This window comes from Listeria aquatica, assembly GCF_014223975.1.
In the GTDB taxonomy this organism is placed as follows: domain Bacteria; phylum Bacillota; class Bacilli; order Lactobacillales; family Listeriaceae; genus Listeria; species Listeria aquatica.
Window position 1 is genome coordinate 41,100 of sequence record NZ_JAARRM010000004.1, and the last position, 26,204, is coordinate 67,303.

Sequence of the window (26,204 nt, forward strand, 5' to 3'; positions counted from 1 at the left end):
GTTCAAAAAGATGTAAGAAACACCTCGAAAAAAGGTACATTGTATCTAAGGTAAGTTTCACAAAATAAGTTTTTAAGAAACGTTTAAAAAAATAGGAAGCGGGAAGAAGACAGGTGTAAAAATATTAAAGGAGTGTTTGTTATGCGGAATCAAAGAGACTTGTACCCAGTGGATCGTGATTTTGACGGCTTTTTTGACGACTTCAGAAGAAATTTTTTCAAAGATTTCTACCCAAATCGCCGTGAAGCTAAGCAAATGTCTCGCATCATGGATACAGACATTCATTTAAATGATGATGGAAGCTACACAGTGTTTGTCGACATGCCAGGCTTTAAAAGGGAAGATATTAAGCTAAATTATGGCAATGGCTTACTTTCCATTTTTGCAGAACGGCACAAAGAATCGAAAAAGAAAAAAGATAACCAAGTTATTAGTGAAGAACGGACAAGTGGCGAGTTTCATCGTTCCTATCCAATTGGTAACATTGATCCGAAAAAGATTAAAGCGTCCCTTGAAGACGGGATTTTGCGGATTGACTTACCTATTATAAATGGTGAAAATAATGCGGATATCAAGATTAACTAGGACAGTTTAAAGCTCAAAAGACTTGCAGGAAAAATACTGCAAGTCTTTTTATATATTCTTTTTCATGAATTAGTTTATACTTTTATAAAAATAATGTATAATAAAATAAACGAAAAGAAAGATGGAGGGATTTATATGAAATATCAATTTCCGGAAAATTTTTGGTGGGGGAGCGCAGCATCTGGCCCACAAACTGAAGGTGCAGCAGATGTGGATGGCCGTAAACCAAGCATTTGGGATTACTGGTATGAGATTGAGCCAGGCAGATTCTTTAATGGCGTTGGCCCTAAAAACACATCTAATTTTTATTATCAATACAAAGAAGATATTGCACTAATGAAAGAAACAGGCCACAACTCTTTCCGGACTTCCATTCAGTGGTCACGACTTATTCCTGATGGCATTGGTGAAGTAAATCCTAAAGCTGTAGAATTTTACAATAATGTGATTGATGAAATGCTAAAGCAAGGCGTGGAGCCATTTATGAACCTCTATCACTTTGATATGCCACTTTCCATGCAAGAAAAAGGGGGATTTGAATCCCGCGAAGTGATTGAGGCTTACGTCACATTTGCCGAAACGTGTTTTAAATTGTTTGGCGACCGTGTTAAATACTGGTTTACATTTAACGAACCTATTGTCCCTGTTGAAGCAGGCTACTTATACGATATGCACTATCCAAATGTAGTGGACTTTAAACGGGCCGCGCAGGTGGCATTTGGCACAACGCTTGCGCATGCAAAAGCTGTGAAAGCCTATCATGCCTTAAACTTGGATGGAAAAATTGGCATTATTTTAAACTTAACGCCATCTTATCCAAGAAGCCAAAATCCTGCCGATTTGCGAGCTGCACATATCGCCGATTTGTTTTTCAACCGTAGCTTCCTTGATCCGGTAACTCGAGGCGAATTTCCAAGTGATTTGGTTGAGATTCTTCGCGAACGTGATTTCCTTCCAAATTATGAACCTGAAGATTTGGAAATCATCAAGGAAAACACGGTCGATATTCTTGGTGTGAATTACTATCAACCGCGTCGCGTGAAGGCGAAAGAAAATATGCCTCATCCAGACGCACCATTTATGCCGGAGCACTTGTTTGACAACTATGAAATGCCATTCCGCAAAATGAATCCGTATCGTGGTTGGGAAATCTATGAGCAAGCTATTTATGATATTGCGATCAATCTGCGTGATAACTATGGAAATATTCCATTCTTTATTTCTGAAAATGGAATGGGCGTGGAAGGTGAGGAGCGCTACCGCAATAGTGAAGGCTTCATTGAGGATACTTACCGAATTCAGTTTATTGAGTCTCATTTGAAATGGCTCCATAAAGCCATCGCTGAAGGGGCAAATTGCCATGGCTATCATCTCTGGACATTCATGGACTGCTGGAGCTGGGCGAATGCCTATAAGAATCGCTACGGCTTCGTTGAAGTGAATTTAGATGAAAACTATAAGCGAACGGTGAAAGCTTCCGGGAAATGGTTTAAGACGCTGACTTCACAAAATGGATTTTAAAGCAGTTTTTGCTAGAATATGATAAAATAAAGAGAGTATTTAAACGAATGAGGTGGCTGGCGTGGCGAGAAATCAAACCAAATATAGCTATATTGCCGATGAAGTGAGGAAGCGAGTCAAGGAACATATGTATCCGCTTGATCGACCTATTCCAGATGAAATGACGCTTTCAGAAGAATTTGGCTGTAGTCGAATGACGATGAAAAAAGCGCTTGAAGTTTTAGTCTTGGAAGGACTTCTTTACAGGAAACGGGGACATGGCACCTTCATCATCAAGTCCGCGCTGGATGCAGACGAACTTCAAATCCATAATCAAGAAGTGAATGGTTTTACGAAACTTTTAAAAGGACAAAAAGTTGAGACAAAAGTGATTCATTTTGAAGTTGTCTTTCCAGATGAAGTCGTGGCCGAGCGATTAAACATTGAAAAAGAAGCGCCGGTTTATGATATTTTACGAGTGCGAGGAATAGATGCTGAGCCTTATGTTCTTGAGCATACCTACATGCCTGTAAATGTTATTCCAGGCATTACAAAGCAAATACTTGAAGGTTCCATCTACACGTATATTGAAGAAGAACTGAACCAAAAAATTGCGAGCTCTTATAAACAAATTCGTGCAGATAAACCAGACGAACTTGATGAGCAGTACTTGAACTGTAAAAAAAATGAACCAGTAATGGAAGTGGAACAAACGGTTTATTTAAACAATGGTGTTGCTTTTGAATATTCAAGGTCGAGACATCGCTACGACAAATTTGTATTTACGACAGTAAACATCGCGAAACGATAAAAAAGAAGGGAATCCTCATTTTGGGGATTCCCTTCTTTTTTATGGCTATCATTAAAATTTAGCTTTATGTTCTCGGAAGCGGCGAATGCTGTGATTGAAGATTTCCGAAAGCATCAATCCAGCAGCAATGGCACCAGCAACGATCGTTACTTGGACAGAAAAACCAATCGCTTCAGTATAATCTCCGAGTACAAAATTACGAACCGCTTGATAAGCGAGGCCACCAGGGACAAGCGGAACAATCCCAGGAACATTAAAAATCGTGATCGGCATGCGTTTGTATTTAGCAAAGAAGTGACTAGAAACAGCCACGATAAAAGCCCCAGCAAGTGTTGCCATTGAAGTTCCACCACCGAGTTCCTTGATTGCCCAGAAAAAAATCCAGCCGAGGGTTCCCGTGAGCCCACATGCGTTTAAAGCTCGCTTTGGAACATTCGTAATGACCGCGAAGGTAACCGTTGCGATATAACTAAAAATGAGTTGAATGAAAATCGTCCAAATGAGTAACACAATAATCCCTCCTTATGCAAAAAAACGAAATACAACGGCAATTCCAATTCCGATCGCGCCTGCTGTCAGTAAAGCTTCCATCCCACGTGCCATTCCGCCGAGCAAGTGGCCGGCAAGCAAGTCGCGGACAGCATTAGTGATAGGGACTCCAGGCACAAGAGGCATAACGCTTCCGATGATAATCTTATCAAGATTAATGCCTAAATGACTGTCCACTGCAATTACTGCGAGTAATCCGATGACAAATGAAGATAAAAATTCAGCTAAAAATTTAATTTTAAGCCATTCGGCAGCATAGTAATAAATGATAAAGCCAATTGTTCCGATTAGACAAGTACTGATAAAATCGAACCAAGCCCCGCCAAAAATAATCATGAGCGCTCCGCTCACAAGGCCTGCTGCGATAACTTGCCACCAGACAGGGAAAAATCGCGTATCTTTCTCCAATTGGGAAAGGCTAGAATGCAGTTCTTCGAGTGTAATATTGCGTGAAGAAAATTCGCGAGACAGATCATTAACAAGAGAGACTTTTTCTAAATTAATGGTTCGTGTTGGAATTGTTTCTAACTGTAAATTGCGTTCGCCTTCAATCGACATGAAAATTCCCGTTGGCGTTGCAAAACTGATGCCTTTTTTATTTGTTGCGACATCAGCAATTCGGTTCATTGTATCTTCCACACGATAGATTTCAGCGCCGCTTTCCATCATGATTTTTCCGGCCATCAAACATGTTTCAAGTAAATAGTCTTTTTCTTTTTTCAAAAAAAGGGACCTCCTTTGCTAAAATAATGCTGTACTTAATCCTACCGCAGGATAGAAATAATTTCTAGTATCTAGAGAAGTTTGTTAAAATAAAGAGAATAACAAGGAAAGAGGGTTTTTGAATCATGGCCTCCATTGATTATGAAATTGTTGAAAAGCTCGGTGTGCTATCCACGAATGCGCGTGGTTGGAGTAAAGAACTCAATCGCATTAGCTGGAATGGAAGAGATCCAAAGCTTGATATTCGTGACTGGTCAGAAGATCATGAAAAAATGGGAAAAGGGATTACACTTACTGACGAAGAAGCTGAACAACTGAAAAAGCTACTCTAATTGAATAAGTCTTAAGTATAAATGACCGCCTGGGAGGCGGTCATTTTTATACGTCAAGTTCTAAAAAGAGGACTTTTAAATAATTCCCCTCTGGAAAGCTTTCAATCGTTGCAAAATCAACAGGTAATTGAAAAGTTTCGCGAATTTGATAACTGCGTTTCGTGCCACGAAACGCTTCTTCAACCTGCTCTTTAAATTTTTGAAAAGAGAAGCCTGCATAATTAGTAGAAGCAACAATCATGCCATTTGGCGCCGTAATCTCAATCAAATCACGCAACAACTCAGGATAATCCTTGGAGGCTCGAAATGTTATTTTTTTTGTGCGAGCAAAGCTAGGTGGATCAGCAATAACGAGATCAAATCGTAATCCTTTTCGCTTCGCATATTTAAAGTAATGGAAAACATCTTCGACAACAATTGCTTGCTTAGCTGGATCCATACCATTTACTTGTAGTTGTTCAGCCGTTTTTGCAAGACTCCGCTTAGCCACATCGACACTCGTTGTATGTGCCGCACCCCCATAAAGCGCGGCAATAGAAAAAGCTCCCGTATAAGAAAAAGTATTTAAGACACGCTTCGATAAGGCGTATTCATCCATGATTCGCTTTCGAACTTCTCGTTGATCGAGAAAAATGCCTGTCATCCAGCCATCGTTTAAATAAGTTGCATAAGTGATTCCGTTTTCTTTAACAAGAAGCGGGGCAGGAGCTTCTGTTCCCCCAACAAAATCGCTTGTCTCCTCAGAAGTCTCGAAACGTTTTTTTTCATAAATTCCTTTTACAAACGGAAAAGAGAACCAGGTTTTCAAAAAATCTTTTTTATAGCGATAAATCCCAAGACTATACCACTGAACGAGCAAGAAACCGTCATAATAATCCACGGTAACGCCACCCAGTCCATCTCCCTCTCCATTAAATAAACGAAAAGCCGTTGTTAATTCATCGCTAAACAGTGACTTTCGAAGTGTAAGAGCTTGGCTAATGATATGCTGGAAAAAGGAACCGTCAAGTTTTGCTTCACGCTTCGCGCTGAAAATCCAGCCCAACCCTTTATTTTGTTTCCCGTAATAGCCTTTTGCAATAAATTGACCACTAGGAGAGAGAATATCTATCAAATCACCTTCCCGAATTCCTCCAGGAAGAGATTGAATCCATTCGGATGAAAGGAGCGGATAACCATTTTGATATTTGGTGAGATATTGTTTTTTTACTTTAATCTTTAGCGCCATCAAAAAATCACTCCGTAAAAAAATAGCTTCCCACATAGCAGGAAGCTATTTTCAAGTTCAATTTCTATTAATTAAAAGTTTGCAACACGTCCGAAGCCAACTAAGAATTGACCCCAACCACTGCCGTGAATGTTATCGTATTTTACGCCGTTATCTTGAGCATTGATCATTTGACCGCCGCCAACGTAAATACCAACGTGTGCAATTCCGCTTCCGTAGTTAAAGAAGACAAGATCGCCTGGTTTAGCTTGAGCTTCTGTAATCTTAGTTGCAGCTGCATATTGTGATCCAGAAGTTCTTGGAAGACTGATTCCTACTTTACCAAAAACATATTTTGTGTAGCCAGAGCAGTCAAAAGAAGAAGGACCATTTGCACCCCAACCATAAGGTTTACCTAGGTGTTTTTGAGCTTCTGCAATCAGCGCGCTGTAGCTTGCAGATTGGCTGCTTCCACTGCTAATATTACTGCTTCCGCTACCTGTTGAAGGTTTAGAAGGTGTTGTTGAAACATTAGAGCTACTACTTGAACCAGAGTTGGCATTGCTAATATTTGTAGCCCCACTATTTGAAGTGTTATTTGTACTAGTTTGAGGAACAGTCCCTTTCACTTTCAGCACTTGTCCAACTTGCAAGCTATCGCTTGAAAGACTATTCAATGCTTTAAGTTTGCTAACTGAAACCCCAAAAATACCAGCGATTTTACTTAATGAATCCCCACTTCTAACTGTGTAGCTCGAAGCGTTTGTGTCAATTTGTGGAGCTTGAGGAGCTTCCACTTTTTGTTCCGTTTGGTTAGAAGCTTGGCTCTCAGTATTAGCTTGAGGAGCCGTTTCTTGCTTCACTTCTTCTTTTACTTCAGGTGCAGCTTGTTTCACTTCACCTTTTACTTTAAGTACATCTCCAGCTGTGATTGAGTCACTTGAGAGACCATTCAAAGCTTTAAGTTCGCTAACAGTTGTTTTGAATAGGCCAGCGATTTTACTTAGCGAATCGCCACTTTGTACTGTATAACTTGAAGCATTCACATCAACTTGAGGAGCTTCTTGTTTTGCTTCTTGAGTCGGAGCTTTGGCTTCTTCTTTTTGTACCGTTTGTGTTTCACTAGGAGCAGGCGCTTCGGCTTTTGGAGCTGTTTTCGCAGCTTCCGCTTTCACTGCAAGCGTTTGACCTACATAAATAGAAGAAGAAGACAAGTTATTCCAAGCTATTAAGTCTTGCACCGACGAACCAAATTTTACGGAAAGAGCCCAAAGTGTATCTCCACTTTTAACCGTATAATTAGAAAGATTAGCCGGTTTCGCTGGTGTAGTTTCTTCTTTTACAGTTTCTGTTTTTTCAGTTTGAGTAGAAGCTTTCACTTCTGTATTTTCAGTTTTTACTGGAGTAGCTGTTTTCGCTTCTCCCAAATATTTTCCGTTCACATAACCTGTTTTACCATCTGCATAAGAGATCTTATTCCAGCCGTTGTCTTCACTTGTTAGGACAGTTACTTTTGTTCCACCTTGAATGGAAGTGAGGATGCTTTTATCAACACTTGGACCTTGACGAACATTTAACCAAGTAGCAGAAACTTCTTTTTCAGCTTGCTCACTTTTCGCTTCGCTGATAACGAGTTTTTGACCAGGAAAAATTTTATCGCCATCAAGGTTGTTGAGTTTCTTTAAAGAATCAACCGTTGTATCGTTCGAATTTGCAATTCCCCATAACGTATCACCAGACTCTACGACTACCGAATTGGCAGAAGCCATCGTTGGCGCCGCAAATGCAGTGACCGCAATCCCCGCGGTAGCTGTTGCAATGGTCGCTTTTTTCATATTGCTAAAACTCCTCTCTTTTCTAACAATCAGTTCACATCAAAATTTAATACTGACTAGTTTTATTTTACCCAGTTTAATGCTAAAAAACAAACCAAACTCGGGACAGAGAAGTAGAAGGAAAGGACTATACCAGCTACTTGTAATATTGCTGTAACGAAAAAGAAGACGAACAAGCATTCTAAAACGCGTTAAAGTTGAATATCACCGCTTTTAAGAATGGTTTGTAGTTTGCATCTCTATCCACAAGTTGCGTATTTGGCAACCTGTTGTTTTTGTTAAATAGAAAAATTTAATCAAATTGTAATATCTCTTTTTAGGTTCAGAAAAGCCGCCCTTGTAAATTGACAAGAGAATAGAATAAAATTCAAGTGAGAAATAAGTTCAAATTCAGGGAGGAAGTGTTGTATAATGAAAAGCATGGAGGGGGAAGTATGAATCAAAATTTCGACGATCGAAAAATCGTAAAACAATACAGGGAAACAGCGCGTCAAATTGTCAAAAAAGAAGACCTCTATACCAATATGGATCAAAGTGAATTGATGAAACAAACGCAGATCTGGCGGGATAAATTTCAAACGCAAGAAATCACAATGCGTGATAAAATCAATATTTTTACACTGGTTCGTGAAGCTGCGAAGCGTGTTCTTGGGCTAGAAGCTGTCATTGTGCAGTTAATTGGCGCCCTTGTTCTTGGAGACGGGAAGATTGCGGAAATGAAGACGGGAGAAGGTAAAACGCTCGTTTCACTTTTCGTTATGTATATTGAAGTGATTCGTGGCAACAGAGTTCATCTTGTAACGGCCAATGAATATCTGGCGCACCGAGACCGGGAAGAAATCGGTCAAGTTCTTGAATATCTGGGAATTTCTGTAGCTCTTAATGCGGCAGGACTCGATAAAAGACAAAAAAAAGCTATTTATACGGCAGACGTCATTTATGGAACGACTTCTGAATTTGGCTTTGACTATTTGCGAGACAACATGGTGCGTTCTTTTGAAGATAAAGTACAAACAGGGCTTGACTTTGTTTTAATTGATGAAGCCGACTCTATTTTAATTGATGAAGCGCGAACACCACTACTCATTTCGGACCGCAAGGAAGAAGATTTAAGCCTTTATTTAAAAGCTAATGATCTTGTCAAAACCATGTTGCAAGATGACTATGAAATTGATGAACATAAACGATTGATTTGGTTAAATGATGCGGGAATTGAAAAGGCGGAACGATTTTGGCAAGTGCGCTCCCTATATACAGCAGATAACCAGCCGCTGCTCAGGATTACAATGCTACTCTTACGTGCTCACTTTTTGATGCATAAAGACAAAGACTATGTCGTTTTAGAAGAAGAAGTGCTCATCGTAGATCCTCATACTGGTCGAGCGCTTCCTGGCCGCCGTTTTAATGATGGCTTGCACCAAGCGATCGAAGCAAAAGAAGAAGTGGAAGTACATGAAGAATCTCGGACACTTGCGACAATTACAATTCAGAACTATTTCCGGATGTATCAAAAAATCGCGGGCATGACAGGAACAGCTAAGACGGAAGAAGAAGAATTTCGCCAAATTTATGGGCTTGATGTTGTTGTGATTCCAACGAATTTGCGAGTTAATCGGGAAGATATGCCGGATGATGTATTTTATACGGAAAAAGAAAAGGGACGTGCAATCGTCTATGAAGTTTCTTGGCGGCACGCAAAAGGTCAACCCACGTTAATCGGAACATCTTCAATTAAAAGTAATGAATGGATCAGTTCACTTTTGACAAAAGCAGGAATTCCTCATCAAATCTTAAACGCAAAAAACCATGCGCAAGAAGCGGAAATCATCGCCAAAGCAGGTCAACGAGGGATGGTTACACTTGCGACCAATATGGCTGGACGAGGAACGGATATTAAGCTAAGCGCGGAAGTTTATAAATTGGGCGGACTTGCTGTAATCGGAACAGAACGGCATGAAAGTAGACGAATTGATTTGCAGTTAATGGGGCGATCTGGAAGAAGGGGAGACCCAGGATTTAGTAAATTTATGGTCTCTATTGAAGATGACTTGCTGGAACAGTTTGATAATAAACGCTGGGAGAATTTCCGCACAAAATTAAAGCGGAAGCATCCGCATGACGGAAAACCGGTTAACTCCCCCAAAATTAGCCGTTTTATTGTAGATGCGCAAAAACGCATTGAAGGAGCTAACTATGACTTGCGGAAAGACTTGTTGTCTTACGATGAAGTGATTGATTTGCAGCGTAAAATCGTTTATAAAGAACGCGATGAAGTGCTTCGCCGCAATAAGCTCGGAGTTTCGTCTGAGAAAATTTTAAGGGAAGTAGCAAGCAAGGTGTTTCGTGAAGCGCAATCGGAAGAAGAACAAGAAGAGCTCTTTGAAAAACAAAAAGAATTGCTTGGCGGAACTAAATTTCCATATACATTTGACCAAGTGACTTTGATGGAGCCTCGGGAAGTAGGCGAAAAAATTGTAGCTTGGCACAATACAGTTAGACGTAAATTTCCTGCTGATACGATTGCAATGATTGAAAAAGAAGTCTATTTAAATTTAATGGACCAAATGTGGGTTATTCATCTTGATGAGATGGTTCAACTTCGCGAAGGGATTCATTTGCGTGCTTATGGTCAGCAAGATCCGCTCGTGATGTATCAAAAAGAAGGCGCCGCTTTGTTTGAAAAATTCCAAGCGGATTATCATTTCTATTTTGCACATGCCTTGCTTGAATTAGACCCAGATGGACTTGTGGTTGGATAAAGTCCATCTTGAGACTGATTTTTTCAGTAATCTGATTTTTAACAAGTATTTTTTAAAAGAGCACGCTATAATAGAAAGACAGGTAGGTGATTGTACTTGAAAGAAAAACTTTCAAAGTTTAAACAGTTTTTTATTGAAAACAAATTCGTGTTGGGATTACTGATTTTCTTGCTCGTGGCACTTGATATTTATGTGCTTACCAAAATTTCGTTTGTTTTCCATCCACTTTTGGTTATTGTGGAAACGATCGCCGCTCCGATTATTTTAGCGGGCATTCTTTACTATTTGTTTAACCCAATCATTGATTTTCTTGAACGCCATGGCTGGCACCGTGGTTGGTCGATTGGGCTGCTTTTCCTTGTGATTCTTGGTATCATTGTGTTAGTTTTCAGCTTTGTGATCCCAGCAGTTCGAGATCAGATCATGAGTTTAATTAAGACATTTCCAACTTATTGGAATCAAGTGACAGATAAATTTAATGAACTCAGCCAGTCTCCACTTTTTGATCAAATTAAAGACAAAGTGTCAACGAATATGAATGACATCATGAAAACCGTTTCTGACAAAGGAACAGACGTTTTAAACAGCGCTATTTCAAGCATCGGAAATGTTGTTGGAACAGTAACAGAAGTGGTGCTTGCAATTGTTACGACACCACTTGTTCTATTTTATTTACTAAAAGACGGAAAGAAACTTCCTGAGTTTGTTTTAAAATTTTTACCAGTAAACAGCCGTGCACATACGCGCCAAGTGCTGAAAGAGTCGAATCATCAAATTAGTTCTTACATTCGCGGACAAATTATTGTCAGCTTTTGCATAGGAATATTGCTTTTTATTGGTTATTTGATCATTGGCTTACCTTATGCGCTCACACTTGCAATTATTGCAGCATTTACAAGTATTGTACCTTACCTAGGGCCTGCTATAGCGATTACACCCGCCATCATCATTGCGATTGTAACCTCACCTTGGCTACTCATTAAACTCATCGTCGTGTGGGTTGTTGTTCAGCTCCTAGAAGGGAAATTTATATCCCCGCAAGTCATGGGGAAATCGCTCAAGGTGCATCCGATTACCATTTTGTTTGTAATCCTTGTTGCGGGTAAACTATTTGGCGTTTTGGGCGTTATCTTTGCCGTTCCTGGCTACGCTGTTTTAAAAGTAGTTTGGACACACGTGTTCATTTGGTTTAAACGAATTTCTGGATTGTACGGTGAACAACCAGAAAGCATCTATGTACAGCCTAAAGAAGAAAAACAAACAGACACAACAGACACAACAGACACAACAGATTCTAACTAAACAAGAACCTATGTTTACTTACGTTCGAGACAAAATCGAACAATCCAATAAAGACGGTGATTTTATTTGCGAATTTTTGCTGGGGTTTTCTCCATTCAAGCTTCTATCCTAGGTTTTTTTTCTTGGCTCAAACTAAGTAATACAACACCCATCAATTTATTTGGCTTACCAGAAGGACTCTCCGCAAATGCTGGACTTATACTAAGCATTCTCATGTTTTTAGCCGGCATATTGATTATTCTTGCAAAAACCAATGATTTTTTGCTATTCTTAGCGCTAGTGCTCTGGGTGTTTGGTTTAATTTTAGGCTTGCTTTTTTCCCCAAGCTTTTCAGGGTTGTATTTCCGCCCGATCACTTGCACCCTTTGCTTAATTATTGGTCTGTACATTTTCACAGATTATAATAGAAAGAAGTGATTTTTTGCTAGAAAAAATGAAGGACGGAATCGTTGTATCTTGTCAGGCGCTAGCGGATGAACCGCTCTATAGTTCATTTGTTATGTCAAAAATGGCACTTGCAGCCCAAATGGGTGGCGCAGTTGGCATCCGTTCAAATTCAGCAGAAGACATTGAGGCCATTAAAGCCGTAGTTGACTTGCCACTTATTGGCCTCATCAAACGTGACTATCCCGATTCAGAGGTCTACATTACGCCGACCGAACAAGAAGTTCTGGAACTGCTTGAAACAAAAGCAGAAATCATCGCGCTTGATGGTACAGAAAGAACCAGACCGGGCGATGCGGATTTAAAACAGTTAGTGGAAAAAATCCATCAAGCAGGTAAACTCGCAATGGCCGATATTGCTACTTTCCAAGAAGGCGTCCGCGCGGAAGAAATTGGTTTTGATTTAGTGGGAACAACACTTGCTGGCTATACGGAGGAATCAAAAGAACAAACAGGCCCTGCTTTTCAACTAGTAGAAAGTCTCAGCCAGACTCTCAAAATACCAGTGATTTGCGAAGGACACATTGAAACTCCAGAAGAAGTTCAAAAGGCCTATCAAAGCGGGGCTTACACTGTTGTTGTCGGCAGTGCGATCACGCGTCCACAACTTCTGACTAAAAAATTCGTGCAAGCTGCATCAAAAAACCAGTGAACGAATTCGTTCACTGGTTTTTCTTTTGGACGTCATGCAAAAAGCGAATGGCGGCATCATAAGCCATCCGACCTTCAGCTCCAGCCGTATGCGTATCAAAGTCGTGCGGTAAGTCACGCACTGTAAAGAACTCACTTGTAAGTGTCCCATTTTTGATTTTTTCCGATTCTTCAATTGGAACATCTTCATCTGCAAAACTATGTGCGAGAAAAACTGGTGGCAGAAAGTGAAAATCACGTTCTGGATCGAGTTCAAATGGTTCGAGATCTTGTTTAGAATAGTTCTCCCCAAAAACGAGATCTAACCATTTTCCACTTTGACGAGAATACACGTAAAGAGGGTAGCGAGTATCAACTGATCCCGCCGTTAAAGGAGTTTGCCGAATCATCGCATTTTTTAGCGACTCACTAATAAGCGGAAACGTATTAAAATATTTGTTTCGTTCTTTTAGCCAAGGGGCAGAAACGGAAGAATAGCCGTAAAAAGATAAAACTGCACATGGCCTTGGAAGCATGGGGTCTGAAGCAAGCATCAAGGCAAGAAAAGCGCCAGAAGATTGACCAAATAAAATAAATTCTTTGTCTGGTAACCCTAAACTTTCTGCGTGGTGCCGGAAAAATAAAATTAAATCGCTAGCATCTTCATAAATGTCTGGGAGTTTGACTTCAGGAGCAAGCCTGTAATCTGCTAAAAGGACATTGAAACCATTTTCTAAAAATTGACCGATGTAAGCATCATTTAAGTCATGACGAGAGCCATAAAGTAAGCCGCCACCATGAAAATAAATAATCGTTTGACTGGTTTTTTCTTTTCCAGTAATCAAATCTGCTGAAAGTATAATCCCGTTTTTTTCAGCAAAGGTGAATGTTTTCTGTTCCAAGCTCTAAACCTCCTCTTGTTTAAGCTATGTTTAGTGTAAGCTTTGAGAGTGAAAAATACCAGTTTTTTTGCTAATTGAAAAAATTTTTGACAAAGTGGTTGACAAATTCCGTCTACAATTGTAAACTTTAAATATCGAACGACAAGTTATTTTTTTTAACCATGCAGTTTACAAATGTAGACAAGGAGGAGAAAAGCGATGGATGCTTCTGTCATTGAAAAAATTACGGATGCCGAATGGGAGATCATGCGAATCGTCTGGACAAAACGAAAGACAACGAGCAGTGAAATCATTGATGTGTTAGATCATAAAACCGAATGGAAACCTTCCACTGTAAAAACTCTTTTAGCAAGACTTGTTGAAAAGGGCTTGCTAAAAACCAGTAAAGAAGGAAACAAATATATTTATACGCCGCTTGTTGAAGAAAACATTAGCATTAAACAAGCAGCTGAACATTTGCTAACTAAGGTTTGTAATAAAAAAACAGGAAATTTGCTAGAACTAATTATTGCAGAACGTGAATTAAGCTTTGATGATATTGATGCAATTGAAGCTTTGCTTGAAGAAAAGCGAAAAACGGCAGTTGAAAGTGTGCCTTGCAATTGTGTTCCCGGACAGTGCAAATGCCACGAGAAATGACAAGGGAGATGGGGAAAATGGCAAGTAAAACATTTGATATCGAAGGAATGACTTGTGCTTCTTGCGCGCAAACGGTCGAAAAAGCGACAGGAAAATTGAGTGGCGTAAGTGAGGCATCTGTTAATTTGGCGACTGAGAAGTTGAACATTCAATATGATGACGCTGTTTTAAGCGTTTCGGATATTGAAAGGGCCGTTCAAGATGCTGGCTATAAAGCAGTTTCTAAGTCGCAAAAACGTATTTTTGATATTGAAGGAATGACTTGTGCTTCTTGTGCACAAACGGTTGAAAAAGCAGTGAATAAACTGGAAGGCGTTAACGAAGCTACGGTCAACTTGGCTAGCGAAAAAATGACCGTTGATTTTAATCCAGAAGTTTTATCTGTTCCGGCGATTCAAAAGGCTGTCCAAGATGCTGGATACGGAGCTAAAGAAGAGCAAGGGCAGGCACTTGATGTGGATCATGACCGCGATAAGAAACAAAAACGCATCCAAGAAATGTGGCGTAGATTCTGGATCTCTGGTGTGTTTACTGTTCCACTTTTGTATATTGCAATGGGGCACATGCTCGGACTTCCGCTTCCTCGCTTTTTAAATCCAGAGGAACATGCTTCTGTTTTTGCAGCAACACAACTCATTTTGACGCTTCCAGTGATGTATTTAGGCCAAAAATTCTTTACAGTTGGCTACAGAGCTTTATTTAAGGGGCATCCGAATATGGATTCGCTCGTTGCGCTTGGGACAAGTGCAGCTTTCCTTTATAGTTTATATGGAACCATCCGAGTTTGGACAGGTGATGCAAGTTTTGCGATGGGGCTTTATTATGAATCGGCAGCGGTTATTTTAACGTTGATTACGCTTGGGAAGTATTTTGAAGCTGTATCGAAAGGGAAAACTTCGGAAGCAATTAAAACGTTGATGGGACTTGCACCAAAAACCGCACGTGTGATGCGTGATGGAAAAGAGATGGAAATTGCCATCGATGAAGTGTTAGAAGGGGATTTAATCCAAGTTCGCCCAGGTGAAAAAATTCCTGTGGATGGCGTTGTGCTTGCAGGGAAAACTTCAATTGATGAATCCATGCTAACAGGTGAAAGTATGCCTGTCGATAAGAAACCTGGCGATGAAGTGGTCGGGGCAAGTATGAACAAAAATGGGAACATTACGTTTGAAGCAACCAAGGTTGGAAAAGAAACGGCACTTGCGCAAATTATCCAACTCGTGGAAGAAGCCCAAGGTAGCAAGGCACCTATAGCAAAATTAGCTGATAAAGTTTCTGGGGTGTTCGTGCCAATTGTCATTGGGCTAGCTGTTCTAGCAGGTATTCTTTGGTTCTTCTTGGGGCAAGAATCTTGGGTGTTTGCTTTAACGATTACGATTTCTGTGCTCGTCATCGCGTGTCCTTGTGCGCTCGGTCTTGCGACACCTACTGCAATCATGGTAGGAACTGGAAAAGGGGCCGAAAATGGGGTGCTCATCAAGAGTGGCGATGCGCTTGAAACGACGAAAAAACTGCAAACGATTGTATTTGATAAAACAGGTACAATTACAGAAGGAAAACCAGCCGTGACCGATGTGGTTGTAAGCGGAAGGGGCATCAGCGAACAGGAACTTCTTCGGTTGGCAGCTTCTGCGGAAAAAGGTTCGGAACACCCACTTGGGGAAGCGATTTTGCTTCGCTCTGAAGAGTTGAGCTTAGATCTTGAACCGATTTCAGATTTTAAAGCGATTCCTGGTCACGGAATTGAGGTTGTTGTTGAAGCAGGAGCACTTTTATTAGGAAACCAAAAACTAATGGCAGATCGTGGTATTCTGCTAGGCGAATTTGCAACTACTTCTGAAAAGTTGGCCGAACAAGGGAAGACGCCTATGTATGTGGCGCTTAACAATCAATTTGTTGGAATTATCGTGGTTGCGGATACCATCAAACCTAGCAGCAAGAAAGCCATTCAAATTTTGCAACAAATGGGCATTGAAGTGGCTATGATTACCGGGGATAATCGTAAAACAGCTGAAGCCATTGCGAAACAAGTGGGGATTACTCGCGTGTTAAGTGAGGTTTTGCCTGAAGACAAGGCGAGTGAAGTAGCGAAACTTCAACAAGATGGTAAAAAAGTAGCGATGGTTGGAGACGGCATTAATGATGCGCCAGCTCTTGTACAAGCTGATGTTGGGATTGCGATTGGCTCGGGAACGGATGTTGCGATGGAATCAGCGGATATTGTTTTGATGCATAGTGATTTGCTTGATGTGGCGACAGCTGTCGAACTTAGCAAGGCAACAATTAAAAATATTCGTGAAAACCTGTTCTGGGCATTCGCTTACAATGTACTGGGGATTCCAGTTGCAATGGGAATTTTGTATTTGTTCGGCGGACCACTACTCAACCCAATGATTGCTGGGGCAGCTATGAGTTTTAGTTCGGTATCAGTTTTAATGAATGCACTGCGTTTAAAACGGTTTAAACCAGCTAAATAATGAGTTTGAAGGAGGTGAAGATGGGAAATGGAAAAAACGGTCAGTATTAGTGGGATGAAATGTGATGGTTGCAAAAATATCGTCAAATCTTCATTTGAAGAGATTCCAGGTGTTGCATCTGTTGATGTGGATCTAGAAAAGAAACAAGCTAAAGTGACAGGAGAAGAGGTTTCAGTGGAACGCTTGAATCAAGCGCTTGATGGAACTAAGTTTACAGTCGTTGCTGAAATTTAAAAGAAAAAGTGTCCGATTTGCCTAAAAGGTAAGTAGGGCACCTTTTTTTATTTTTTTAAAAGAGGAATTCTGGGTTTCAAAAACTTAAAAATGAGGTAATATTCAAGAGTAATAAGAAGAGAGGGGAAAATGTATGAAGACTTTTACAAAAATTTTAATCGTTCTAGCGGGAATAGCGATGATCATCATGGGATTCTGGGTGATGTTCAATCCAGTAGCGTCCTTGTTGACACTAAACGTTGTGATTGGTTTACTACTCTTGATATCGGGGATTTTCCACATCATTTCATACTTTACTGAAAGTGAACGTCACTTGTCCGGTTGGGTATTAGCAGACGGGATCTTATCAACGTTACTTGGGATTTTGATGTTGGCCAATCAATTTGCTGGAGCCGCATCGCTCATTCTTGTGTTTGCAATGTGGGTTCTTTTCGCTGGAATCGTTCGGACGATCGGCGCATTTACGCTCAAACAAGCTGGAGGTTCAAGTTGGGGCTTTGTACTCTTTATCGGGATTGTTGGAATCATACTTGGTTTTATCGCCCTATTCAATCCAGTTGTGAGCGCACTTGGTATCGTCTTGTTGATGGGATTTTTCTTCATTCTCGAAGGAATCGGTGCTATCGCTACAGCATTTGTAACTGGTAGATCGAAATAAGTTCCAAAAAAGGATTAGCTGAAAACAGCTAATCCTTTTTTGTGCTTTTATTTCGGTATTGCAGTTCTTGCGCAATCAAGCTTCTCGCCAAAATTTTGTATAATCTTGTTTATCAGTCACATTAAATTCGATAATTTCTTTCAATAAATCGAAATTGGTCGGTTGTTTCCAAGTGATTCGAAACAAGTTAGAAGTGGCTCCGTAATGAGCATCTGCTATTTTTTCTTCAAATTTCTTCATGGTCTTCACCTCAGGCGCTACCGAGATATGTTTTTTGGAAGTGCTGAAGCCAATGATAAAAGTGCCGTGGTCAGTAAACATTGGTTGATTCCATTTGATGACTGGAACGAGATCCGGGAAACTTTCTTTTATCCAATCAAAAATCTCCACCATGCGTGCACGCTGCTCTGGTATTTCAAGCGTGTCTAAGTATTCCGTTAATGTTTCCATTTTTATCCCCCTAATTCGAAAAGGTTTGCTTATTAGTAGTCTACCAAGCGCTTTTATAAAACACCAGAAAAAACACAATTTTCAGGGTAAAAAAGCACATTTCAACGAATTGCGCTTAAAGAAGAACAAGCTAGCTCTTTATTTTATGGTAAAATGAAGATAGAAAATGAATAAAAAAGAATGAAAATGAAATAAAATGATTGTTTTTGAATGAATATGATGGTAAACTACAAATGGATGGAGGCAAAGGAAATGCTAAATGCAGAACGGAAGGAACGAATTCTTAGCACTTTAGAGCACTTTGGCGTTGTGAAGTTAATGGATCTGGTAGAAAAACTCAATTGTTCTGAGTCGACGATTCGCCGAGATTTGATTGAACTTGAAGAAGATGGATTACTTGAACGTGTTCATGGCGGGGCTAAACTTGTGAAGCAACACAATTTGGAACCAAGCATGAATGAAAAATCTTTCAAAAACATTCAAAGTAAACGTGAAATTGCTGCATATGCGGCGGAACAAGTTGAAACGAATGACTTTATTTACTTGGATGCTGGCTCTACAACAATTGAGATGATTCCTTTTTTGAAGGACAAGAAAGTAACCGTTGTCACAAATGGTTTGATGCATATTGAAAAGCTCGTTCAGCTTCAAATTGATAGCTACTTGTTAGGCGGAAAAATGAAAGCTCATACAAAAGCAGTGATTGGTGCTGTGGCTCTTGATAATATCCAAAATTATCACTTTGATAAAGTTTTTATGGGGACAAATGCCATTCATGAACGAAGTGGGTTTATGACGCCTGACCCTGAAGAAGCTTTTTTAAAGCGGGCAGCAGTTCATTTGTCAGAACAATCTTTTGTGCTAGCGGATCATTCGAAGTTTAGCGAAGCAAATTTTGCGAAAATGTTTGAACTGGAACAAGCTGTGATTATCACAGACTTTTTACCGGAAGAACAAAACCGAGAAACCTTTATCCAAAAAACCAAGATAATCGAGGTAGAAAAATGATTTATACAGTGACACTTAACCCTTCGATTGATTACATTGTCGAAGTAGAAAATTTTTCAATTGGTGCATTAAATCGAATGAAGGAAGACCATAAGCTTCCTGGTGGAAAAGGCATTAATGTTTCACGTGTACTTGGTCAACTTCAAATTGAGTCAAAAGCGAGTGGCTTTCTCGGAGGCTTCACAGGCGGTTTCATTGCGGACTGGTTGAAAAAAGAAGGGGTAAAAACCAACTTTGCGCCAGTTCTTGATGATACGCGCATTAATATCAAGCTGAAATCTGGGGAAGAAACCGAAATTAACGGGCTTGGTCCAGTTGTGACAGAAAGCGAACAAAAGCATTTTTTTGAAACCCTTGCTGGAATTGGTGCTGGCGATATCGTGATTTTGTCGGGAAGTGTCCCGCCTTCGCTTGGGAAAAACTTTTATGATAAAATTATTGAATTTACTCAGGCGAAAAATGCTGATTTCATGATTGATACGACTGGGGAAGAGCTTCTTGCTGCACTTCCTAAAAAACCAATTTTGATTAAACCAAATCATCATGAGCTCGCTGATTTGTTTCATGTGAATTTTGAGACAAAAGAAGATTTGATTCCATATGGTAAAAAGTGTCTAGAAATGGGAGCGAAACACGTGATTGTTTCGATGGCAGGAGACGGCGCCTTACTTTTTTCAGGAGACGAAGTTTATTTTGCGAAACCCATTAAAGGCAAAGTGAAAAATTCTGTAGGTGCTGGAGATTCGATGATTGCTGGTTTTGTTGGGAAGTTTCATCAGTCTGGTGATGCTGTAGAAGCGTTCCGTCTTGGTGTTGCAACAGGAACTGCGACAGCTTTTTCAACTGATCTTGCAGAAGCGAAGCGGATTGAAGAAATCTTACCGCAAGTGGAAATCGTAAAAATGGAGGATTCGAAATGAAAATTACGGACTTACTCAGTAAAGATGTTATGATCATGTCTTTAAAAGCGACAACAAAAGAAGGTGCGATTGATGAAATGATTGCCTCGCTTGAAGAGCATGGAAAGATAAATGATCCCGTTTTGTTTAAAGAACAAATTATGAAGCGTGAAGCGCAGAGCTCAACGGGAATTGGCGATGGGATTGCGATGCCACATGCGAAAACAAAAGCGGTGAATACGCCGACTGTTGTTTTCGCAAAGAGCGAAGCAGGGCTTGACTATGAATCACTTGACGGGGCACCTGCACACTTGTTTTTCATGATTGCAGCAACGGACGGGGCAAATGAAACCCATCTTGAAACTCTCGCTGCTTTATCTCGTCTCCTTGTGCATCCAGATTTTGTAAACAGCCTAAAAAATGCGCAAACACCGGATGAAGTCGTTCAACTTTTTGATGCTGAACAAGCGAAATCAGAAGAAGCGGAAGCTGAGCCTGAAAAGCCAGCAGAAGCAAAAGCAACAGATGAGCCTCTTGTTATTGCAGTTACAGCTTGTCCAACTGGGATTGCTCACACGTACATGGCAGAGGATGCTTTGAAAGCAAAAGCCAAGGAAATGGGCGTGCAAATTAAAGTTGAGACAAACGGTTCGGAAGGTATTAAACACCGGTTGACAAGTGAAGACATTGAACGGGCTTCTGGTGTCATTGTTGCGGCAGATAAAAAAGTGGAGATGGCTCGCTTTGATGGGAAACATGTTTTGGAAACGCCGGTTAGTGATGGGATTCGTAAGCCGGAAGAATTGATTAATCGAGCACTAAAACAAGAAGCACCAGTTTACCACGCAGATCCAAATGGAGATCAAACTGAAGCGGAGGGCGAAAAAGTTTCAGTTGGAAGCAAAATTTATAAAGATTTGATGAATGGGATTTCGCATATGTTGCCATTTGTTGTTGGCGGCGGGATTCTTATGGCGATTTCCTTCTTAATCGAGCAATTTTATCCAAAAAGTCCTATTTTCAATATGCTTTCGACGATTTCTGGGGGAGAAACTGGGGCGTTTCTATTCCTGATTCCGATTCTCGCTGGTTTTATTGCAAGCAGTATTGCGGACCGTCCGGGACTTATGCCTGGTATGGTAGGCGGTTTGATGGCTCTTAATTCTGGTGCAGGTTTCCTCGGCGGTCTTGCCGCCGGTTTTCTAGCTGGTTATGTAGTGGTTGGTTTGAAACGCTTGTTCCGTGGCTTACCGCGCTCGCTTGATGGACTGAAACCGATTCTGCTTTATCCTGTTTTTGGGCTCTTAATTTCTGGGGCTTTGATGTACTTTATTGTCAATCCGATTTTCAAGGTAATCAACTCGTTCTTAACAACGCAACTAGAAGGATTAGGAACAGCAAATGCTGCTATTCTCGGACTTGTGCTTGGTGGAATGATGGCGATCGACATGGGTGGTCCATTTAATAAAGCAGCCTATACATTTGCGATCGGTGTATTTACGTCGACAGGCGATGGCGCATTTATGGCGGCTGTTATGGCCGGTGGGATGGTTCCACCGCTTGCGATTGCACTTGCGACAACGTTCTTTAAAAATAAATTTACTGAACAAGAAAGGCAATCAGGGATTACAAACTATGTTCTTGGACTCGCGTTTATTACAGAAGGTGCCATTCCGTTCGCAGCATCTGATCCGCTTCGTGTAATCACATCTTCTGTTATTGGTTCAGCGGTAGCTGGTGCACTTACACAAATTTGGGCTGTCAATGTACCAGCACCTCACGGCGGTATTTTTGTTTCTTTCCTTGCGAATAAACCGCTGATGTTTTTAGCCGCAATTTTAATCGGGATGGTCATCTCAGGCTTGATTTACGGGCTTTGGAAGAAACCACGTGAAAATGCATAAAATCTATCCGTCTGACGTAGGTGATTGTTCACCTACGTCTTTTTAGCAAGTCATCAATATTCCTGTTTTGAAAAACTATTTTTTGAGTACCCATCTACCCAATTTCAAGGTATCTTTAAATTTGGTTCGCTTTATTAGATGGAGAATTTTGAAAGATGGGGTTTTAGATTGAATCTTAAACGAAATTTACATACAATAGAAAGCGAAACTTGGGAAAAGGGGAAAAAAAATGAAAAAAAGATTTCAGTTAGTCATACTGATTGGACTTATCCTGATTATTGGATTTGTCTTAAAACAATGGTCATCCATTATTTTATACAGTGCCGGTATTTTTGTTGAGCTTTGTGGGATGATTATTGCAATTCGGTTGCTTTTCTTTGACCGTCGCGTAACTTCATCAAAAATTGCTTGGATTGCAGCAATCTTCATTTTACCTATATTTGGTGTCATTATTTATTGGTTCTTTGGTAGAAATCCACAAAATCGCATTTTTCAACACAACCAGATTGAAGAAATGGATCGCATTACAGATACAATCCATGAGTTAGCACCCTATACAAAGGGTCAGAAACCACCACATTTATCAAAACGAATTGAGCACCTTACGCAGATTCAACCTGTTAACGGAAATCGGTTGACCTTGCTTACAAATGGAGAAGAAACATTCCCTGCTTTACTTGAATCAATGCGACAAGCGCAAGATCATATCCATATTCAATATTATATTTACCGGTCAGATGCAATCGGACAGGAAATCCGAGATCTTTTAATCGAACGTGCAGAAGCTGGTGTAGAAGTGAAATTTATGTATGATGCATGGGGATCCTCAAAATTATCGGAACATTTTTTAGCGCCGATGCGAAAAGTTGGGATTAAGATTCATGCTTTTGATCCGCTTGGTTCTATCTGGATTGCGCGGACAGCTAATTTGAGAAATCACCGAAAAATGGTGGTCATAGATGGTCAAATTGGCTTTACAGGGGGCTTGAATGTCGGAGAAGAATATCGAAGTAATTCGAAAGAGTTCGTTATTTGGCGTGATACCCATATTAAAATTGAAGGTCCAGCTGTTATGGAGCTTCAAGAATCATTTCTGGTTGACTGGGTGTATATGGAAAACAAGGCCGATTCTGCAAAGCCGTTTGTTGATTCTGCAGGATTAGCAAGATACTTTTCACCAGAACCAGTAGGTGATAACTGGGCGCAAGTTATTTACGGAGGACCGTATGATAAAGAAAAATGGGTTCGAGATGCATTGCTTGATTTAATGGATTCGGCTAAAGAATCTGTTTGGATAACCTCTCCTTACTTTGTGCCAGATGAGGAAGCTCTTGCCGTGATCAGGCGTGTAGCCATGAGTGGGATTGATGTGAGAATCATTTTGCCAGGAAAAGGTGACCGAGGCATTTCTTTTTATGGTAGCAATGGAAATATTGAAACAATGATTGAAGCGGGAGCCAAAGTCTATGCTTATCGTGATGATTCCTTCATCCATGCGAAGCAAGTGCTTGTCGACGGCGAATGTGGTGCAGTCGGAACGGCAAACTTTGATGTAAGAAGTTTCCGTTTAAATCATGAACTGATGGTCTTTTTATACGATCGTGATGATGCCATTCTTAAAATGCAACAAGACTTTGAACGAGATTTTGCAGAAAGCCATTTGTATACGATGGCTGATATGGATAAGAAATCTACGTTTACGAAAATGAAAGAAAACTTATCAAGTTTGCTTTCACCAATTTTATGAGTCATAGACGGATTTTTGGAAGCATGTTATAATTAACCTAACGTTAATTAGTTTTGGGGGATTGTATAAAATGATTCGAAAAGCGACACCAGCAGATGCTGAACAAATCGCACCACTTTTACTCACTATTTGGAAGGATATGGAACTTCCTATTTTTGAGGCAGACTCTGAAGAGGCGATTTTAGCTACTCTTCAAGAGGGAATTGCTGTACCTGATTACCGCTACGGATATAACCGAATGCATGTCTTTGAAGAAAAGGGCGAAATTGCAGGCGTTGTGGCGGGGTATCCTGGTGAAGATGAACCAATTATTGATGAGCCTTGGCAAGCCCTCGCAAAACGAAATAAGTTGAACTATACGTTTCCTGTATTTACTGAAAAAGAAACATTTCCAGGTGAATGGTATTTAGACTCGATTGTGACAGATTCTCGGTTTCGCGGTAAAGGGATCGGGACGCAACTGCTTGAAGCATTGCCGGAAATCGCTCGATCTGAAGGTGAAAAATTAATCGGTCTTAGTTGCGATAAAGCCAACCCGAAAGCCAAAAAGCTTTATCAACGGCAAGGGTTCATTGCCACTTCAGAAATCGTTTTGAGTGGACACTTATACGACCATATGCAAAAAAGAATTTAAGAAAAGAAATCGCAGTTTAATCGCTGTGATTTCTTTTTTTTTGCATCTTTTTTAAAAACACTGAAAATTCCCCTTTTTTATTTATCATAAATATGCTAATATATAAAAACACTGAAAATTTGATGTATAAAATCTATTATGATTTTTGAAAACAACTATTTCGCGTGTGACTAACAAAAAAGAAAGGGAGTTTTGTATGAGAAAGAAGGGTATTTGGCTTATTTCGAGCATCATGATTATCAGCTTTGTTTTGTCTGCATGCGGAGGAAACAGTGATTCTAGTTCGAAAAGTGGCTCAAGTGAAAATGGAAAGAAAGTTGTAAATCTGATGGAATTAGCTGAGATTCCTTCAATGGACTCGAAGAAAGGCACAGATGGCGTGAGTTTTACAGCTATCAATCAAGCTTTTGAAGGACTTTATTACTTGAATCAAAAAGATCAAGTGACGCCAGGTGTTGCAGCCGGGGAACCAGAAGTGAATAAAGACCAAACGGTTTATACGATGAAGCTTCGTAAGGATGCGAAGTGGAGCGATGGGAGCCCTGTTACAGCACATGACTTTGTATATGCATGGCAAACCATTGTGAATCCTGAAACAGCTGCGGAATATGCTAGTATTTTTGAAGGAGTTGTGAAAAATGCTGGGGATATTATTGGAGGGAAGAAAAAACCTGAAGAACTAGGGGTAAAAGCAAAGGACGATCAAACGCTTGAGGTTACTCTTGAGCAACCGACGCCTTATTTCCTTTCACTACTTACTTTCCCGACGTTTTATCCACAAAAACAAGAGTACGTGGAAAAACAAGGGAAAGATTATGCTAAAGACAGTGAGCATATGATTTATAATGGTGCTTTTGTGATGAAAGACTGGACGAACACAAGCAAAAAGTGGACGTTCGAGAAAAATGATAAATACTGGAACAAAAAGCAAACGAAAGTGGACCAAATTAATGTGCAAGTGGTAAAAGAACCTGGTGCAGCGGTCAATCTTTACAATACTGGAAAACTGGACCGGGCAACGCTTACAGGTGATTACGCTAAGCAAAAACAAAAAGATCAGGATTATAAAACTGAACTAGAAGCTTTTGTTTACTATTTGAAATTTAATCAAAAACTAGATGGAAAAGATACCCTATTTGCGAATAAAAATGCGCGTCAAGCCTTCGCACTTACACTAGATCGTGAACAATTGGTCGATACTGTTCTTGGAAATGGTTCGAAGCCGGCTGAGGGGTATGTGCCAGAAAAATTCACGTTCAATCCAGAAACTAAAGAAGATTTCCGGAAAGAAAGTGGGGCGTTAGTTAAAATAGACGCGAAAAAAGCAAAAGAATACTGGAAAACAGCGAAAAAAGAATTGGGACTGGATAAAATTACGGTGGAACTTCTTGTCGATGATCAAGATTTTAACAAGAAATCTGGGGAGTTCATTCAAAATGCTTTGCAGTCGAACTTAGACGGTGTGACAGTGAAAATTAAGGCGGTTCCTTATAAGTCACGGCTAAAACTGGATGAAGATAAGGATTACACGCTTCAACTGACGCGCTGGGGGCCAGACTATCAAGATCCAATCACATTCCTTGCGACGCAAATTACAAACAACAACTATAATCGAGCGAATTATTCAAATGCAGAATATGATAAGCTTTTAAATGAAGCTTCAACTACGCTTGCAACTAAACCAGAAGAGCGGTGGCAAACGATGATTAATGCAGAGAAAATTTTGATAGATGATGCTGGGATCGCTCCACTTTATCAAAATGGAACGGCAGCACTTCAAAAGTCAAACTTAACTGGGATGGTTCATCACTTGTTTGGTGCTCCTTATAGCTATAAGTGGATTGAATGGAAATAAGATAGGAACTTGCTGGCCCAAAGGCCAGCAAGTTTTCGTTTTAAATGGAAACTTTTAATGGCAAGGGGACGCGTTTTATGATAGGATTTGTTGAGAATAGAGTTTTGAGAGGAGTCTTGG

24 protein-coding genes are annotated in these 26,204 nt (G+C 40.2%); 18 read left to right on the top strand and 6 right to left on the bottom strand.

Features of this window, described 5'->3' with window-relative positions; all coding sequences use genetic code 11:
• Nucleotides 1-141: 141 nt before the first annotated feature.
• The 3 genes from HB912_RS09920 to HB912_RS09930 all read left to right on the top strand — a co-directional run bounded on the left by HB912_RS09920 (nucleotide 142) and on the right by HB912_RS09930 (nucleotide 2,896).
• Nucleotides 142-585: an Hsp20 family protein gene (locus HB912_RS09920; protein WP_185374238.1), complete on the top strand. Its 444-nt coding sequence runs from the start codon at nucleotides 142-144 to the stop codon at nucleotides 583-585.
• A 135-nt stretch (nucleotides 586-720) separates the two neighbouring features.
• The gene (locus tag HB912_RS09925) at nucleotides 721-2,106 is read left to right on the top strand and encodes a glycoside hydrolase family 1 protein (RefSeq protein WP_185374240.1); all 1,386 of its coding nucleotides are present in this window, start codon (nucleotides 721-723) and stop codon (nucleotides 2,104-2,106) included.
• A 61-nt stretch (nucleotides 2,107-2,167) separates the two neighbouring features.
• Entirely contained in the window at nucleotides 2,168-2,896 is a 729-nt protein-coding gene (locus tag HB912_RS09930; RefSeq protein WP_185374242.1) for a UTRA domain-containing protein, read from the top strand.
• Nucleotides 2,897-2,947: 51 nt separating this feature from the next.
• On the opposite strand, the gene HB912_RS09935 is transcribed toward HB912_RS09930, so the two are convergent.
• Together HB912_RS09935 and HB912_RS09940 are read right to left on the bottom strand one after the other, a co-directional pair.
• A complete protein-coding gene (locus tag HB912_RS09935; protein WP_036070658.1) occupies nucleotides 2,948-3,406 on the bottom strand; it encodes a threonine/serine exporter family protein in 459 nt (152 codons plus the stop codon).
• A gap of 12 nt (nucleotides 3,407-3,418) precedes the next feature.
• Complete coding sequence (locus HB912_RS09940; protein ID WP_185374492.1) at nucleotides 3,419-4,129, bottom strand: threonine/serine exporter family protein; 711 nt, start codon at nucleotides 4,127-4,129, stop codon at nucleotides 3,419-3,421.
• Nucleotides 4,130-4,293: 164 nt separating this feature from the next.
• On the opposite strand from HB912_RS09940, the gene HB912_RS09945 reads away from it, so the two are divergent.
• Entirely contained in the window at nucleotides 4,294-4,500 is a 207-nt protein-coding gene (locus HB912_RS09945; RefSeq protein WP_036070654.1) for a YdbC family protein, read from the top strand.
• A 46-nt stretch (nucleotides 4,501-4,546) separates the two neighbouring features.
• On the opposite strand, the gene HB912_RS09950 is transcribed toward HB912_RS09945, so the two are convergent.
• Nucleotides 4,547-5,728, bottom strand: coding sequence for a class I SAM-dependent rRNA methyltransferase (locus HB912_RS09950; RefSeq protein ID WP_244964472.1), 1,182 nt, complete (start codon nucleotides 5,726-5,728; stop codon nucleotides 4,547-4,549).
• A gap of 71 nt (nucleotides 5,729-5,799) precedes the next feature.
• Nucleotides 5,800-7,542 (bottom strand): LysM peptidoglycan-binding domain-containing protein, encoded by a 1,743-nt coding sequence (locus HB912_RS09955; RefSeq protein WP_185374246.1) that lies wholly within the window; start codon nucleotides 7,540-7,542, stop codon nucleotides 5,800-5,802.
• A 434-nt stretch (nucleotides 7,543-7,976) separates the two neighbouring features.
• Here HB912_RS09955 and secA2 point away from each other — a divergent pair, with 434 nt between their 5' ends.
• From secA2 to HB912_RS09970, 4 genes are all read left to right on the top strand, one after another.
• Nucleotides 7,977-10,301 carry an accessory Sec system translocase SecA2 gene (gene secA2 / locus HB912_RS09960; protein ID WP_185374248.1) on the top strand — a complete coding sequence of 775 codons (2,325 nt, stop codon included), beginning with the start codon at nucleotides 7,977-7,979 and terminating at the stop codon, nucleotides 10,299-10,301.
• 96 nt (nucleotides 10,302-10,397) lie between these two features.
• The gene (locus HB912_RS09965) at nucleotides 10,398-11,603 is read left to right on the top strand and encodes an AI-2E family transporter (protein WP_185374250.1); all 1,206 of its coding nucleotides are present in this window, start codon (nucleotides 10,398-10,400) and stop codon (nucleotides 11,601-11,603) included.
• A gap of 66 nt (nucleotides 11,604-11,669) precedes the next feature.
• Entirely contained in the window at nucleotides 11,670-12,020 is a 351-nt protein-coding gene (locus HB912_RS13220; RefSeq protein ID WP_244964473.1) for an FXYD domain-containing ion transport regulator, read from the top strand.
• 4 nt (nucleotides 12,021-12,024) lie between these two features.
• Nucleotides 12,025-12,699 (top strand): N-acetylmannosamine-6-phosphate 2-epimerase, encoded by a 675-nt coding sequence (locus tag HB912_RS09970; protein ID WP_244964474.1) that lies wholly within the window; start codon nucleotides 12,025-12,027, stop codon nucleotides 12,697-12,699.
• Between the two features lie 10 nt (nucleotides 12,700-12,709).
• On the opposite strand, the gene HB912_RS09975 is transcribed toward HB912_RS09970, so the two are convergent.
• Nucleotides 12,710-13,579: an alpha/beta hydrolase gene (locus tag HB912_RS09975; RefSeq protein WP_185374252.1), complete on the bottom strand. Its 870-nt coding sequence runs from the start codon at nucleotides 13,577-13,579 to the stop codon at nucleotides 12,710-12,712.
• 198 nt (nucleotides 13,580-13,777) lie between these two features.
• Here HB912_RS09975 and HB912_RS09980 point away from each other — a divergent pair, with 198 nt between their 5' ends.
• The 4 genes from HB912_RS09980 (at nucleotide 13,778) to HB912_RS09995 (ending at nucleotide 17,587) form a co-directional block, all read left to right on the top strand.
• Nucleotides 13,778-14,218 (top strand): CopY/TcrY family copper transport repressor, encoded by a 441-nt coding sequence (locus tag HB912_RS09980; RefSeq protein WP_036070646.1) that lies wholly within the window; start codon nucleotides 13,778-13,780, stop codon nucleotides 14,216-14,218.
• A gap of 17 nt (nucleotides 14,219-14,235) precedes the next feature.
• Nucleotides 14,236-16,695, top strand: coding sequence for a heavy metal translocating P-type ATPase (locus HB912_RS09985; RefSeq protein WP_185374254.1), 2,460 nt, complete (start codon nucleotides 14,236-14,238; stop codon nucleotides 16,693-16,695).
• 27 nt (nucleotides 16,696-16,722) lie between these two features.
• Nucleotides 16,723-16,929 (top strand): heavy-metal-associated domain-containing protein, encoded by a 207-nt coding sequence (locus HB912_RS09990; protein ID WP_185374256.1) that lies wholly within the window; start codon nucleotides 16,723-16,725, stop codon nucleotides 16,927-16,929.
• Nucleotides 16,930-17,062: 133 nt separating this feature from the next.
• Complete coding sequence (locus HB912_RS09995; RefSeq protein ID WP_036070638.1) at nucleotides 17,063-17,587, top strand: HdeD family acid-resistance protein; 525 nt, start codon at nucleotides 17,063-17,065, stop codon at nucleotides 17,585-17,587.
• A 75-nt stretch (nucleotides 17,588-17,662) separates the two neighbouring features.
• On the opposite strand, the gene HB912_RS10000 is transcribed toward HB912_RS09995, so the two are convergent.
• Nucleotides 17,663-18,037, bottom strand: a complete 375-nt coding sequence (locus HB912_RS10000; RefSeq protein ID WP_185374258.1) for an iron chaperone — start codon at nucleotides 18,035-18,037, stop codon at nucleotides 17,663-17,665.
• A 252-nt stretch (nucleotides 18,038-18,289) separates the two neighbouring features.
• On the opposite strand from HB912_RS10000, the gene HB912_RS10005 reads away from it, so the two are divergent.
• From HB912_RS10005 to HB912_RS10030, 6 genes are all read left to right on the top strand, one after another.
• A complete protein-coding gene (locus HB912_RS10005; protein WP_185374260.1) occupies nucleotides 18,290-19,045 on the top strand; it encodes a DeoR/GlpR family DNA-binding transcription regulator in 756 nt (251 codons plus the stop codon).
• A complete protein-coding gene (gene pfkB / locus HB912_RS10010; RefSeq protein WP_185374261.1) occupies nucleotides 19,042-19,965 on the top strand; it encodes a 1-phosphofructokinase in 924 nt (307 codons plus the stop codon). The genes HB912_RS10005 and pfkB overlap by 4 nt, the downstream gene beginning before the upstream one ends.
• Nucleotides 19,962-21,848: a PTS fructose transporter subunit IIABC gene (locus HB912_RS10015; RefSeq protein ID WP_185374263.1), complete on the top strand. Its 1,887-nt coding sequence runs from the start codon at nucleotides 19,962-19,964 to the stop codon at nucleotides 21,846-21,848. The genes pfkB and HB912_RS10015 overlap by 4 nt, the downstream gene beginning before the upstream one ends.
• 229 nt (nucleotides 21,849-22,077) lie before the next feature.
• Nucleotides 22,078-23,595, top strand: coding sequence for a cardiolipin synthase (gene cls, locus HB912_RS10020; RefSeq protein WP_185374265.1), 1,518 nt, complete (start codon nucleotides 22,078-22,080; stop codon nucleotides 23,593-23,595).
• A gap of 70 nt (nucleotides 23,596-23,665) precedes the next feature.
• Nucleotides 23,666-24,229 (top strand): GNAT family N-acetyltransferase, encoded by a 564-nt coding sequence (locus HB912_RS10025; protein ID WP_185374267.1) that lies wholly within the window; start codon nucleotides 23,666-23,668, stop codon nucleotides 24,227-24,229.
• A 196-nt stretch (nucleotides 24,230-24,425) separates the two neighbouring features.
• Nucleotides 24,426-26,084, top strand: a complete 1,659-nt coding sequence (locus HB912_RS10030; protein ID WP_185374269.1) for a peptide ABC transporter substrate-binding protein — start codon at nucleotides 24,426-24,428, stop codon at nucleotides 26,082-26,084.
• Nucleotides 26,085-26,204 lie beyond the last annotated feature (120 nt).